Raw genomic sequence first — 13,494 nt, forward strand, 5'->3', positions numbered from 1 at the left:
ATGGATCTCGAATCTCTTCGCTCCGCGAAGTTCGGACTTCTCGACGAAGCCGTCACCGACTGGACGACCTTGGTCGGCAAGCTCGCAAGCCTGAAGGAAGACGCGGACAAGGGGCTCCGTGAACAGGCGAATCGCGCGAACTGGACCGGCGAGAACCAGAAGATCTCGAAGCAGTTCATCGGCAGAACGGCCGGCGAGTTCGCCGACGCGCACACCCAGGCCACGTCGATCCGCAACATCCTGCGGGACACCTGCAGCGAGCTCAAGAACTACCAGACCAAGCTCAACGACGCGATCGAGCGCGGGCTCAAGAAGAACCTCACCGTCGTCACCACGACCGGCGGCGGCTTCACGGTCAGCATGAGCATCCATCCCGGTCGGGTCGCGGACGGCAAGAGCGTCCCCAGTCACACCCCTTCGGACGTGACGGCCCTGCGGGACGAGGTGCAGAAGATCCTCGACGACGCGACGGAGAGCGACAGCTCCGCAGCCAAGGTCCTCAAGGCACTCGTCGACCAGAGCAAGCTCGGCTTCTCCGACGCCAACTACGCGGACCGCGACGCGGCCGCTGACGCGCTCAAGGAAGCCGACGCCCTGGCGAAGCTCGCGAAGAAGAAGCCCGAGGACCTCACCGTCCAGGATTTCGACCGGCTCAATGCCGGCCTCAAGAAGTACGCCAACGACGACCTCTTCGCCGAACGGTTCGCCGCGAACCTGGGCGGCAAGGGAACGCTGGACTTCTGGGCGGACCTCAACAGGCCCATGGTCAATCCCGAGCTCATGCACGAGCGGCGTGAACAGTTCGACGACCTCCAGAAGAGTCTGGGCCTGACACTGGCGACCGCCAGTCAGAGCGACACGGCCGCGATGGAGACGTGGAAGCGGGACGTCGTCGCCTTCGCCGACAAGCCGCTGGAGAAGAACGGCGGAATGCCCTTCGGTGGTCAGGTCATGAGCAACCTGATGCGGTGGGGCGACTACGACGACAAGTTCCTGAACGAGTACGGAAACAAGCTCGTCGCGGCGGAGAAGAAACTCACCCACAACGGCGCCCACGTGGCCTGGCAGCCCATCGGCATGTACCCGCAGCTGAACCACACGGGAACCGACTCCGGCTGGGACCCGATGACCGGCTACTTCAAGGCTCTCGCCAACAGCCCTGCGGCCGCGACCGAGTTCTTCGGCGACACGTTCGTCACGAAGGACGAGGACCACGACTTCAAGGTGGAGGGCAAGGACGACCGGCGCGCTCTCAGCAACTTCGAGTACTTCTTCGAGGAGCGCGACTGGCCCAAGGACTACGACAAGGACATGGAGGAGAGCATCGCGGGGCGTAACAACCTCGCGATGGCGCTGGAGGCAGCGACGACCGGCCACCCGGCGGGCGAAAAGCCGACGGCCGACCTGGCTCCGCACTCGCCGGCGCAGGCCAAACTGATGGCGGACATCGTCGCGTCGGTCTCGGAGATTCCCACGCGCCTCACCGACAACGCCGAGATGTCGGACAGCATGGGCCAGATCGCCTCGGAGTACCTGCCGGACATCAACCGCGCGATCGCGGACGATTTGAAGGGGAACACCGACAAGCTCTTCCCCCTGGCGGGCGCCCAGGCGGAACTCGAGCACAAGGACGTCACTGCCTTCCTGGTCAGCGTGGGACAGAGTCCCGACGGCTACTCAGCGGTTGAAGTGGGCCAAAAATCCTACATGGCCGACCTTATGGACTATCACCTAAACCCTGACCTGCCGGCGAACCAGCAGTACCCACAGTCGCCCGAGAACACGATCGAGGCGATCGCCCGCCGTTCCGGAGAGGTAAGCGGAACGCTGGCCATCGGCGTGCAAGAAGCCGTATTGGGCCCAGCCGGCAAGGAGGCAAAGGAGTTCTCCGACTCGGTCGCCCAGCACAAGAACGCGTGGTCCGGGGGTGTCAGCACTGGCATTGGAGTCGGTGTGAGCTTCATCGCCACACCGGTCGGTGGCGCAATCGCCAGCGGCGTCACAAGCACCGTCAGCAGCATGGTTCTCGAGCACGTCTTCCAGCAGTCCGAGACCGACGTGCTGACAGAGGCCAGCAAGCAGGCAGCCGGCCTATGGGAGAAGGGCAAGGAGCTGAGCGGGGCACAGAGCCAGATCGCAGCCATCGAGGCAGCCAAGGCTCATGGGCACGATTACAAGGACCAGGTCGCGGACTGGGCCCTGGAGGGGCGCGACAACGGATTCTCGGACGCCGCGGCAAACGTCCGCCACATGGCAGGCCATCTGACCACGGAGGTTCCCGCCCAATGACTCCTACCAGCACGTCCACAGCCCTCGGACGGGTCGCGGCGCCAGCTCCGAAGCAGCGAACGGCGCGGCGGCTCGCCGCGCTTGTGGCAGCCGCCCAGCTCGCGATGGTGCTTACTGCCTGCCAGGAACCGGAGGATACGCGGTCCTTCAGCGTGCCGTCGGATCTGTGCGGCACCCCGGTGCCCGCCGCCGCACTCGATGCGGTACTGCCCAAGAGCGGCAAGACCCTTGAGGCGCGCGCGTCGTCGCGAGAAGTGGGCCGCACGCACTGTGAGGTCGTCGTCAACGACGCGCTTGTACTCAGCGCCTTCTCGGAGTGGAAGAAGGGCGACTCATTGACGAAGGTGGCCGGCAGCAACCCCTACATCGACCTCGGCGAGCACACCAGCGAGGACGGGACGTACACCTGGAGCAACCAGGGTGGGGTCCGTCTCATCCCCTGCCCGGTGGCCGCCAAGGCTCATCCCGAACGAGACCTCTTCATCAGAGTCCTTATCTACGACAAGAAGTTCTCGGATACCGACGCAGCCAAGAAACTGCTCCTCGCTTACGCGAAGTCCGTTGCGGACTCTGCGGCATGCAAGGGGTCCGCGTCCTGAGTTCGGGCTACGTCCTTTACGACTGAGCACAAAGCAGAGACCCCGGGAGCCGCCTGTGCGGCTCCCGGGGTCTTTCGCGTCGGAACGGACGGAGGGTGGGCACCCCTCGCGCGTGCCCACCGCTGATCAGCGTCCCGATGCGTCGGCCGTAGCCGGACGCGTCAGGCGAAGTAGCTGGCGGCCTTCTTGTCGCCACCCATGTAGTCGCCGCCCGCGTTCGCCACGACCTGGCCGATCTGCATGAGGGCGCGGTGGATGTCCGCAGCTTCCTTGTCCCACTTCACCTGCTCCTGGACGTAGGCGTTGTGCGCCTCGCCCTCCCAGCCGGCGGCAACGGTGGCCATGGCGGTCTTGATCTCCCGCAGGTCCTCTTCGAGCTTCTTGGCCTGGTTGCCGAGCGTGGTCGCCGCCATGTCGAGGCCGTCGTACTTGACGACGAGCTCGTCACCCGAGTTCATGCCCATGATTCCCTCATCTCACGTGTTGTGGTCACTCGGCTGTCGCGCGCCGAGATCGAATGCGTCCAGCGGCTCAGAGGCTGCTGATGCCGGACTTCGGAGCAGCGCTGGTGCCGACGCCGAGGTCGACGTTGATCGCCTGCACGGCGGCGCGGACGTCGTCCTCCGTGCCGTCCTTGATCTTCCTCGAGCTGCTCATCGCCTCGAGGAACTTCGCGAGGATGTTGCCGAGACCCACCATGGAGGTGTTGATCTCCTGCTGCTTCGTGTTGAAGGCCCCGGCACCGATGCCCTTCCACTGGCCCTCAAGGCTGTCGATCGTGCCCTGAATCTGCTGGAGCTGGCCCTTGATCGAGTTGAACTTCTCGAAGAGCTGCTTCTCGAGCTGGATGACTTGCTGGTCTGAAAGCCGCTGGCCCTGTGACACGGTTGCGTTTCCCTTCTGAACTACTGTTGTGACTGGCTGCGTTGCGCCTCACCAGATACTGACAAGGTGAAAGCACAACGTGAGGTGAAGGTCTGAACGGGCCTTGATGGCCCGGAGGTTCGGTCAGGCGCTGCGACGCTTGCGTATGACAGCGAAGGCGCCGACTGCGATGACCACGGCTGCGCCGATCCCGATGATGAGCCCCAACTGACCGCCGTCATCAGTGCTCTTGCTGGAGCCTGTCACAACGGCGTCCGACTCCGCCCCGCCCTTTGGTGCTTGTGACGAAGCTGGTGCAGAGGGGGCGGATGAGGCGGAGGACGAGTCGCCGCCGGCAGTGCCGCCGCCGACCTTGGTGTTGGTGAGGGGGCTGATGCCCGGGTCGCCGGGCTTGCCCACGCCGCGGTTGATGTGGGCGCCGGGACGGACGATGCCGTGGCCGAGGTAGTTGCTCACCGTGCCTTCCTTCCAGTCCTCACCGCGTCCCGCGGACTCGAACATGACACGGAGGACCTGGTTCGCCGTCCAGTCCGGGTGGGCGGACCAGATGAGCGCGGCGGACGCGGAGGCAATGGCGGTGGCGTAGCTGGTGCCCTGGCCCTCGCAGTAGCTCTTGAACTTTTCGTCGCACCACTTGGGCATGTTGCTGCCGGGGGCAGCGATGTCCACGTAGTCTCCGAACGTGGAGTAGTCGGCTACCTTGCCATCCTTGCCCGTTGCGGCAACGGCGACCGCCGCCGGATAGGCGGCCGGATACTGAACTTTGTTGGCTTCATCGGCGTTGTTGCCGGAACCCGCGAAAAGCAGCTTTCCCTTGGACCGGGCATACTCGACGGCCTGCCGATCGTCGGAGCTGTAGAAGTCGGTGGCCATGGAGATGTTGATGATCTTCGCATCACTGTCTGCTGCAGCCTTGATCGCCTCCTCCATGTCGAAGGCGTTCACCTTCTGTTCGTTCTGCAGCTTGGTGTCACTGACCCGAAAGGGAATCACCTGAGCATCCGGAGCCAGCCCCTTGATGCCCCCGCCTGCACCGGTTCCGACGATGACTTCGGCCATCGTCGTGCCATGGCCGGAGTAGTCGTCGGTCTCGTCGCCTTTGGCCTCCGCCACATCCATTCCCTTGAGGACCTGACCCTTGAGGGAGGGGGTAGCCGGGTTGACCCCGCTGTCGATGACGGCGACCTTCATACCCTTGCCGGTCGAGGCCTTCCAGATCTCCTCGGCATGCATGGCACCTAGGTACCACTGCATTGACTGCCCATCAGCGGCTTGCGCCGCAGGGGCAGCAATGACGGATCCGCACGCCATCGCTGCCATCACAGCCATGGCTCCGAAACCTCGCCGGAGCCTTCCGCCCTCGATCGTTCCTGCCGTCATTCTGACTTCCAAGCCTTCCAGTGGTTAGTCGATCACCGGCGGTACAGCACCGCGTCGGCGGTTCGCCCATGTCTCTTCGTCTTCGGTCAGGTAGTCAGGGCGGGCTGTGCCCTCCTGCTCCTCGGGTCCCTTTCGCCGCTGGTTGGCACGACCGCCGGTACCCCCCGTGGCACCAGGGCGCGCGCCGGGCGCGCGGGGGGCGCCGACGACTCCATTCACGCTGGGCGTACCGCGCCCGACCGGTCGGGCAGCCTGGCTCGCGGAGCTGGCTCCTACGACACCTGCCTGGCTCGGCCGGGCCGCAGAGGAGCGTCCCGTGGCAGGGCTGTCTCCACCGATGATCGTGCCTCGGGGAATGCGTGACCCCGTGCTTCCACCGGTGGAACGCTGAGGAGTGCCACCGATGATTCCGTTGCCACGGCTGCCGCTCGGTCCGCTCGTGCCGGTGCTGCGTCCAGCGGCGGGCTGGCTTGTGCCTCCGGGGCGACCCACGATGGGCGCCTGGCTACTGCCTGCGCCTGTTCCGGGACGTCCGGTGCCTCCGCCAGGCATGCCCGTGGCACTCGGGCGACCGACCATCGGCGAACGGCCGGACGACGTGCCGTTCGGAGCTGCCGGGGACCGCCCGGTCGACGTGGCTGAGCGTCCCATGGGCGGCTGCGAGCCGCCCGTCGTGCCTGCACGGCCCACGGCCTTGCTCGGCGGCCCCCCTGCGGTCCTCGGATCGCCTGGCCGAGGAGCCGGACCGGCTCGTCCTGGCAGGCCGAGACTGGTGGGCGGCAGGTTGATCGGATTGGCTGCCTGGTTGGGGTTGCTGACGGCGGTCGGCGGCGCCGTGGTCGGGCCGGTGGTCGTCGGCGGCGGGGCCGTGGCCACGCTGTCGATCTCCATCGATGTGGATCCTGGGACGGAGCCGGGCCTGCCAGGCGCCTCGGTGCGCGGTGCGGTCTCGGCGACGCCGGACTCTCCCAGGCTCGTGGGGCTGGGAGTACGTGAATCCCCCGAACGGCCGCCAGCCGATTCATAGCCCGTGGCATCGTCGATACTGCCCGTAGGCTTCGGCACCGCAGCCTTGTACGCCGCCGGCGGCTTCGGCGCCTCCTGCGCGGCGAGCGTGCTCTGGGAGACGACGTAGAACGAGGCCAGGCGGTTCATCTGGTTGATGGCCTCCTGCCGGTCCTTCTCGACCTGCAGGGCCCTCTGGTACTCGGGGTTGTCGGCCGTCTGCTCGGGGAGCTTGAAGTCCTTGACGTCCTTCTGGATCGCGCGGTTGTCGCGCGGCGGTCGCGCGTTGCGGACCGAGGTCAGGCCGGTGCTGGCGACCTTCATCTGGGCGCCGACCGCGTTGGCCATCTTGCCGACGGACCAGGCGTAGCTCACGACCTCCGCGCCGTAGCGCTGGAACTCCTTGGCGCCTTCGCCCTCCCAGTCGGTCTGCTTGACGAAATCGTCGAGCTCCTTGGCGGCCTTGTTGATGGCGACGTTCGCCTTCTCCAGAGCCTCGCCGGCGTGCTCCAGGTCCGCAGGGTTGGTGCTCTCCAGGAAGTCCAGCATCTCGTTGAGCTTCCGGCCGTCGAACGCGGTCGAGCCCAAGACGCTGCCGGTGGATCCGAAGCCGAAGACGTCGAAGAAGTTCTGCATCTGCTCCACCATGTCGGTGGCGGCGAACTGGCCTTCGATCTGCTCCTGGTCCTTCGCCTGCTCCAGCTCCTGCTTCGTCAGGGGCGGCTGGGTGTCGGACTTCGGCTGCTTCTCTTCACTCATCACTCGTCACCCCAGATCCTTGGTGCCGGACTTGGCATCCTGGCGAGGCTGTGCGGGCTGCGCGGACTTCTGCTGCTGCTCCAGCTCGCGCTCGATCGCTTCGTCCCGCTCCCTGTCCAGCCGGGCGCGGATCTCGTGGAACCGAGCGCGCTGCGCGTCTTCGACGTTGCCGTAGCCGACATCGGCCGCGTGCACGCCGATGCTGAGCAACTCGATCTGGTCGCCGAGCGACTTGGACAGCGAGACCAGTGCCTTGTGGACGCGGTTGTACTCCTTGTAGAAGCCCTCGGCCTCCACGAAGGGCAGCCCGACGCCGAACGACCCGCGGGTGACCCGCTCCGCCGCGACCTTTGTCTTGCCGCCGTCACTGGTCTCCAGATCGGCGAGGGCCGCGTCGACCCGGCTCCGGAACTGCTCCAGCGCGTTTACTCCGACGCCAAGGTCAGCCATTGCCGCCCCCGTCACCAACTGCCTCGAGCACGAGCCAATCCTCCCCGTTTGCTACTGCTGTCCTACCTGCGACCGTGGTGTCCCACGGTCCGCCAACTACCTCGTACACCACTCTATCCACGGGCTATGACAGCCCCAAGTCTCTTATCCGTCACGAGACTTCTGCGGTTGGTCCGCCGTGGACCCGTGTGCTGCTGCAACGTCACCGTCTCGTCCCGATCTCGCTGCGAACGTCTCATCCGAGCGCACTTTGAGCGGTCCGTCGCTTGCGGCGTCGTGAGTCCCGCACCGTCACCGCACCGCCGGCGATGACCGCCACCAGGACTCCCCCGCCCACCACGACGTACGTCGCGACGCGGGCGTTGCGTTCGTCCGCGGATTCGCCGAGGTGGAGTTCGGCGGGGGTCGGTGCCTCGGCGCGGGTGAGGCCTTCGTGGGCGACCGGCTTCTCGATGGGTTTGTCGTCCTCGGTGAGGGCGCGGACCGGGTCGACGACGCCCCAGCCGACGAGCCGGTCGTGGCCGGCGACGGAGCGTTCCGCGGTCTGCTGGATCTGGGCGACGATCTGCTCCTGGGTCCAGTCCCCGTGCTTGCTCTTGATGAGCGCGGCGATGGCCGCGACGTACGGGGCGGAGAAGCTGGTGCCGTTGTCGGTGCAGTGGCCGCCGCCGGGGACGGTGGAGATCATGTCGACGCCCGGGGCGGCGATGCCGACGAAGTCGCCGGACTGGGAGAACGCCGCCCGCTCGTTGTTGCGGTCGGACGAGGCGACGGCCAGGACGCCTTCGAACGAAGCCGGGTAGGTCTTCTTGACGTTGCCGCCCATTCCGTCGTTGCCCGCCGAGGCGACGACGACGATGTCCTTGGCCAGGGCCTTGTCGATGGCCTGCTGCAGCAGTGGCGAGGGCTTCACGGCGTTGGCCGTGTCCTGGGAGATGTTGATGACGTCGGCTTCCTTGGCCACCGCGTGGTCGATGGCTTTGGCCAGTGACTGTGCGGTGCCGTGGCCCTCGGCGTCGTTCTGCTGGATGGGGATGATCACGGCGTCGGGGGCGAGGCCGACGAAGCCGGTGCCCTTGGCGGGCCGGGCGGCGATGATGCCGGCGACCTTGGTGCCGTGGCCCACGGTGTCCGTGGTGCCGTCCTCCTTGCCGCGCTCGATCTTGTTGCCGTCGTCATCCTTGAGGTTCTTGTCCAGGAGGTTGACACCGCTCTTGACGTCGACCGCACTCTTCAGCTGCGGATTCCTGATGTCGACTCCGGTGTCGATGACGGCGACCCGCACGCCCTTGCCGGTGGACTGCTTCCACAGTTCGTCCAGCAGCACGCGTTGCAGCGCCCAGGGGCGGCCCGCATACATCTTCCCGGGGTACGTGCACTGATCGGTCGTGTCCCCCGACGCGGGCGCCACGGGCAGACCGACGACGGCGAGGAGCGCGGTTGCGGCAGCGGCGGTCAGCAGGCGAGGGCGCGGAAGGGCGCGCCGGTGCGGGCGCGGGTCATGTGTGTACGTCATGTCGGGGCCGGTCCTCACGAACCCTGCGGCTGGCTCGCGGCACCGGTGGACAGGCGCGGGCCGGTGGGCAGGAAGGTGGACCAGGCGGCGGGCACCGGTACGGGATCCACGTCCTTGTACCCGAGCCGGTTCTGGGCCTGTTGTGCCTCCTGCGCCCGCGCTTCCTTCTCCTTCTTCGAGCCCGAGGACCCGATGCCGGAGTCGTCCGTGGCGCTGTCGCCGTTGGACTGCATCGCGTAGCGCAGCCCGGTGTCGGTGACCAGGAAGAGGAAGCCCGTGTCCGTGCGGGATCCCTTGAACTGGCGGAACAGCTGACCTGAGCCGGGAGTGACGTACGCGCTGCTCGAACCGGTCGGCAGGGGCGCGGGGAAGTCGGTGCCCGCCCAGGTGCTGAGGGTGGTCGTACCGTCGTCGTCCACCTCGCGCAGGACGTTGCAGACCGTGTTGCGGCTTCCCTCGTCGGCGCCGGCCGAGTTGACGGGCTTCGGGGCCTGCGACGGCCACTTCTTGTCCTGGCCGAAGGCTTCGCCCGGCTGGAAGGTGGCGGCGCTGACGGACTTCGCCTGGCCGTCCTGACCCATGTCGATCAGGTCCTTGCTGTTGAGCAGCAGCTTGGCGGTGAAGTCGGTGACGGGCGCCACCCGGCCGGACAGGACGACGTACTGCTGGGTCCTGGTCCCGTCGGTGGCCTTGAGGACCATGCCGACCTTGTTCACCCCGGGCTCCAGGTCGCCGGGCACGCCCGCGTCCTGGCCCGCACCGGGAATCTTCGGGAACGCGATCCTGTCGCCCTTGTGGAGGGTCTCCAGCCAGGCGGCGGAGACCCGCTGGGCCTCGCGGCCGAGGCCCACCACCTGGCGCAGCAGCAGCTCGTCCTTCTCCACGGGGTAGGCGGTGCCCTCGGCGTCGACGACGTAGCGGGCCTTGTCCGGGCCCTCCACGTACATCAGTTCACCGCCGCGCAGCCGGTTCGCGCCCTCGGTCTTCTTCTCCTCGCGCTCGGCGAGGACGAACGCCGCCTTCTGGATGGCCAGGCCGCCTTCGCCCGGCCGCTCGCAGACGGCCCAGCGCTTGGCGACGCCGGCGTCCTTGGCGTCGGGCAGCCGGTCGGGGGCGTACGGGATGCCGAGAGTGGCGCCGTGCGGGATCTTGCCGTTGTCGAGGACCGACTCGTCGACGTTGATGACCTTGCCCTTGTCGGGCAGGAGGAGCAGCTTCGCCGACGACATGTTGAGGACAGGGTGGAGCTGTGTCTTGCCGTTGGTCTTCAGAACGACATAGCGAGTTGTCGATTTGCTGGCGATGATGACGTTCTCGCCGGGCGAGTCCCATTTCTGGGGTGCCACCGGCTTGAACATTCCCCAGGCGCCGAACACCGCGAGCACGACCACCCCGACGATGGCTCCGGGAACCACCGCACGCAACGGACGAGGTGCGCCCTCCTCCGAGCCGGTCGTGTTTGGCTGCACGAACTGCGCGACCAGTCTCCGCTTCGCGAAGGTGTATGCGTTGAGTTCGTCCCGACGTGATGCCATCTGTCCGCTGTCCCTCTCCCCGCTGGGCGACCAGATTCCCACACCCACGTCATGGGGCCCGCCGCCGCACCGCCCCCTACTATGCCTGCTGGCGCTTGCTCCCCACTGCTCAGGTAGGGTGATCGCCCGGTCAACGCCCATAAGAATTTGGCAAATACGGACACGAGGGGGCAACGCGGCGATGGGTACGGCGACGCGCGCGCGAAGTGGGCGGACTTCCGGACAGGCCCCGGGCAGTTCCCGGCGGCAACGCAGCAACGCCCCTGCGGTCGCGCCCCCTCGGACGGCCCCGGCCTCAACGACCCTGCGGCCCCTGTCGCGTACCAGCCGGATCGGCCCTCTTCAGCTGCGGCAGCTGATGCTCGTGGAGCTGGCACTCGCGCTGGTCGTGGTGGGGGCTGCGCTCGGCGGACTCTGGATGGTGCCGGCGGTCGTCGTCGCCTCGGTCCTGGTGCTGCTCGCGGTGTTGCGCCGGCGCGGCCATGCTCTGCAGGACTGGCTGGCGACCGCGATGGACCTCCGCGCGCGGCGGCGGGCCGCCGAGCCCTCCCCCGCGGACCTGGATCCCTCGCTGGCGCCGCTTGTCGAGGCGATGCCGGGACTGCGCCCACACACGTATGTGGACCGTGACCGGCGTACGGTCGGCATGCTCGGCGACGGCACGTTCCTGACGGCCGTCGTACGGGTCGAGGCGAGCGGTTCCGCGCTGCGTCCCGCCTTCGGCGCGCGGGCCCTGCCGCTGTCGCTGCTGGGCGGTGCGCTCCAGGTCGACGACATCACGCTGGAGTCGGTGCAGCTGGTGCAGCAGGTGCGCTCGGCGCCCGCACCGCACCTGCCGCAGCAGTCGGTCGCCCGGCTCTCGTACGCCCCGCTCCAGGAGCGCACCGGCGCACCCGCGTTGAGGATGACCTGGGTCGCGGTGAAGCTGGACCCGGAGCTCTGCCGCGAGGCGGTCGAGGCCCGCGGCGGCGGGACCGAGGGTGCCCAGCGCTGTCTCGTACGCGTCGCGGACCATGTGGCGAGCCGTATCACCGGAGCCGGGTTCCAGGCCGTGGTCCTGGACCAGGAGGAGCTCAACTCCACGATGGCGACGGCGGCCTGCGCGAGTCCCAGGGCCGCGGCGCTCGCCGGCCGGCCGGGTGCCACCGCGCAGCGCCGCACCACCGAGACGTCGCGGGTCTGGCGCTGCGACGACCGCTGGCACACGACGTACGCCGTCGGCCGCTGGCCCGAGCTGGGCCGCGGGGCGCAGCCGCTGCCCAAGCTGGTGTCGACCCTCACCTCGGCCCCGGCCTACGCGACCACCTTCAGCCTCACCCTGCGCCGGGGTGCACACAAGGGAGCGATGACCGTGGGCGGCCACGTACGGATCACCGGCGGCTCGGACACCGAACTGGTCGGGGTCCGGCGGGTGTTGGAGCAGGCAGCCCGGTCGGCGAAGGTCGGACTGCAGCGACTGGACCGCGAACAGCTGCCCGGCGCGCTGGCGACGATGCCGCTGGGAGGTGCGCGGTGATGGGCGTGACGACCGGACCGGCAGGACGGCTGCGAGGGCTGCTCGGCCCGCGCCACGCGGGTCACACCATGGCGGCGGACGACCTCGGGGCGCTCTCCCTGCCCGTCGGGGACGACGGCGTCGTCATCGGTGACGACGCGGAGGGCCGCCCGCAGATGGTGGGGTTCCACCGGTCGACTCCCTACGACGTCCTGCTGATCGGCGGGCTCTGGACGGCTCAGGTGCTGGCGCTCCGTGCGGCGGGCACAGGCGCACGGGTGGTGGTGGAGACGGGCCGTGCCCAGGCGTGGACGATGCTGGCGCAGGCCGCGGGCGCGGGCCTGGAGTGCATCACGCTCCACGATGTGGGGCGCGTCCCGCCGATGGGCGCCACGGTCGGCAGTCCGGTGGTCGTCATCCGGGACTGCGGCATGCGGCCGCCGCGGGGGCGCGTGGTGTCGTCGCCCTGGCAGTCGGTGCTGACCCTGCTTCCGTATCTGAGCCCGGTCGCGCCGCGGCTGCTGCGTGACTCGACGCTGGTGGGGGTGCAGCGGGTCTCGCCGCAGGAGGCGGAGCAGATCGGCCGGATCCTGGGGCTCTCCCGGGCGGAGAGCGACGCGCTGCCGACACTGGCGGACGGGGTCACGCTCTGGGTGTCCGGTCGTGAGCGGCAATGGGTGATGACGAGCGCCACGGACGCCGAGACGGGGCTGCTGGGCGTGGCCCGCCGGATGGACTGAGGACGGCTGAGGACGGCTGCCGGCGCGGACCGCGGGCGCCGTCCGAAGATCGAGAGCCCGTCCGGAACGGGAGTGGTCGCGAACTCCGCTGGATAGGATGCCCGGTGTGACGGGGGCAACATCCAACTGCGCGGCGCCTCACGGGAAGTCCCCTGGGAACAGGGCATGACCGGGCCGTTCCGGGCTCTTTCGCCCCGGCACCACCGAAAGCGGCACCACCGAAAGGAACGTGGCTCATGGGGAGCGCACAAGAGAAGGACGAGCTCTACGCCCTCGACATCTCCGGCGTCGAGTGGCACGGCGCCCCCGGCACCACCGCGGACGAGGAGCGGGTCGAGATCGCGTATCTGCCCGACGGTGCCGTGGCGATGCGGTCGTCGGTGGACCGGGACACCGTGCTGCGGTACACCGAGGCCGAGTGGCGGGCGTTCGTCCTGGGTGCGCGCGACGGGGAATTCGATCTGCGCTGAGCGCCCGCGCCGGCCGGACGAGCCCGGAGTCGGGGCAGTCGGATCCGGAACCGAGTACGGGTACGGGTACGGGCATGCGTTCAGGCACCCGGAGCCGGGCCGGGTCCGGGAGTTGACCGGGGGCCGTACGGCGAGCGGCGGGCGCCGTCGGCATGTGACGATCCTGTAGCGCCTCGACTGACATGGTCCGTACGGCTTTGCCCGGTTCACCCCTCACGCTGCGGCCCACCCGTGTCACACGGGGCCAGTGCTGAGGCAGGGGTGACCTACCGGACAGTCGTCGACGGGTGGTCCGGCCTGCCGTACCGACAGCGTTGACGATTAGGGTGGGTCAGAGCGCGGCGAGAACCTGCGGGCAGGTGCGCGGCGTC

General features: G+C 68.2%; 12 protein-coding genes. 5 read left to right on the forward strand and 7 right to left on the reverse strand.

Translation table 11 applies throughout. The features are described 5' to 3' along the window. Window positions 1-2,289 carry a hypothetical protein gene (locus ACIQMR_RS16515; protein ID WP_401386971.1) on the forward strand — a complete coding sequence of 763 codons (2,289 nt, stop codon included), beginning with the start codon at window positions 1-3 and terminating at the stop codon, window positions 2,287-2,289. Next, a complete protein-coding gene (locus ACIQMR_RS16520; RefSeq protein ID WP_401386974.1) occupies window positions 2,286-2,888 on the forward strand; it encodes a hypothetical protein in 603 nt (200 codons plus the stop codon). The genes ACIQMR_RS16515 and ACIQMR_RS16520 overlap by 4 nt, the downstream gene beginning before the upstream one ends. A 161-nt stretch (window positions 2,889-3,049) precedes the next feature. On the opposite strand, the gene ACIQMR_RS16525 is transcribed toward ACIQMR_RS16520, so the two are convergent. From ACIQMR_RS16525 to eccB, 7 genes are all read right to left on the reverse strand, one after another. Beyond that, a complete protein-coding gene (locus ACIQMR_RS16525) occupies window positions 3,050-3,352 on the reverse strand; it encodes a WXG100 family type VII secretion target (RefSeq protein ID WP_266384055.1) in 303 nt (100 codons plus the stop codon). A gap of 67 nt (window positions 3,353-3,419) precedes the next feature. After that, window positions 3,420-3,773, reverse strand: coding sequence for a WXG100 family type VII secretion target (locus tag ACIQMR_RS16530; protein WP_266384053.1), 354 nt, complete (start codon window positions 3,771-3,773; stop codon window positions 3,420-3,422). Between the two features lie 123 nt (window positions 3,774-3,896). Continuing rightward, window positions 3,897-5,102, reverse strand: coding sequence for a S8 family serine peptidase (locus ACIQMR_RS16535; protein WP_401386978.1), 1,206 nt, complete (start codon window positions 5,100-5,102; stop codon window positions 3,897-3,899). A gap of 75 nt (window positions 5,103-5,177) precedes the next feature. After that, entirely contained in the window at window positions 5,178-6,917 is a 1,740-nt protein-coding gene (locus tag ACIQMR_RS16540; protein WP_401386981.1) for a hypothetical protein, read from the reverse strand. Between the two features lie 6 nt (window positions 6,918-6,923). Beyond that, window positions 6,924-7,367: a hypothetical protein gene (locus tag ACIQMR_RS16545; RefSeq protein WP_401386984.1), complete on the reverse strand. Its 444-nt coding sequence runs from the start codon at window positions 7,365-7,367 to the stop codon at window positions 6,924-6,926. A gap of 235 nt (window positions 7,368-7,602) precedes the next feature. Then, a complete protein-coding gene (gene mycP / locus ACIQMR_RS16550) occupies window positions 7,603-8,883 on the reverse strand; it encodes a type VII secretion-associated serine protease mycosin (protein WP_401386986.1) in 1,281 nt (426 codons plus the stop codon). 14 nt (window positions 8,884-8,897) lie between these two features. After that, on the reverse strand, window positions 8,898-10,418 hold the full coding sequence (gene eccB, locus ACIQMR_RS16555) for a type VII secretion protein EccB (RefSeq protein WP_401386989.1): 1,521 nt from the start codon (window positions 10,416-10,418) through the stop codon (window positions 8,898-8,900). Between the two features lie 181 nt (window positions 10,419-10,599). Between eccB and eccE the strand changes: the two genes are divergently transcribed. From eccE to ACIQMR_RS16570, 3 genes are all read left to right on the forward strand, one after another. After that, on the forward strand, window positions 10,600-11,934 hold the full coding sequence (gene eccE / locus ACIQMR_RS16560) for a type VII secretion protein EccE (protein ID WP_401386992.1): 1,335 nt from the start codon (window positions 10,600-10,602) through the stop codon (window positions 11,932-11,934). Next, entirely contained in the window at window positions 11,934-12,653 is a 720-nt protein-coding gene (locus ACIQMR_RS16565; protein WP_401386995.1) for a hypothetical protein, read from the forward strand. Before eccE ends, ACIQMR_RS16565 begins: the two co-directional genes overlap by 1 nt. A 236-nt stretch (window positions 12,654-12,889) precedes the next feature. Continuing rightward, complete coding sequence (locus ACIQMR_RS16570; protein WP_401386998.1) at window positions 12,890-13,123, forward strand: DUF397 domain-containing protein; 234 nt, start codon at window positions 12,890-12,892, stop codon at window positions 13,121-13,123. The last annotated feature ends 371 nt before the right edge of the window (window positions 13,124-13,494 follow it).

It is taken from the genome of Streptomyces sp. NPDC091376 (genome assembly GCF_044757085.1).
In the GTDB taxonomy this organism is placed as follows: Bacteria; Actinomycetota; Actinomycetes; order Streptomycetales; family Streptomycetaceae; genus Streptomyces; species Streptomyces pratisoli.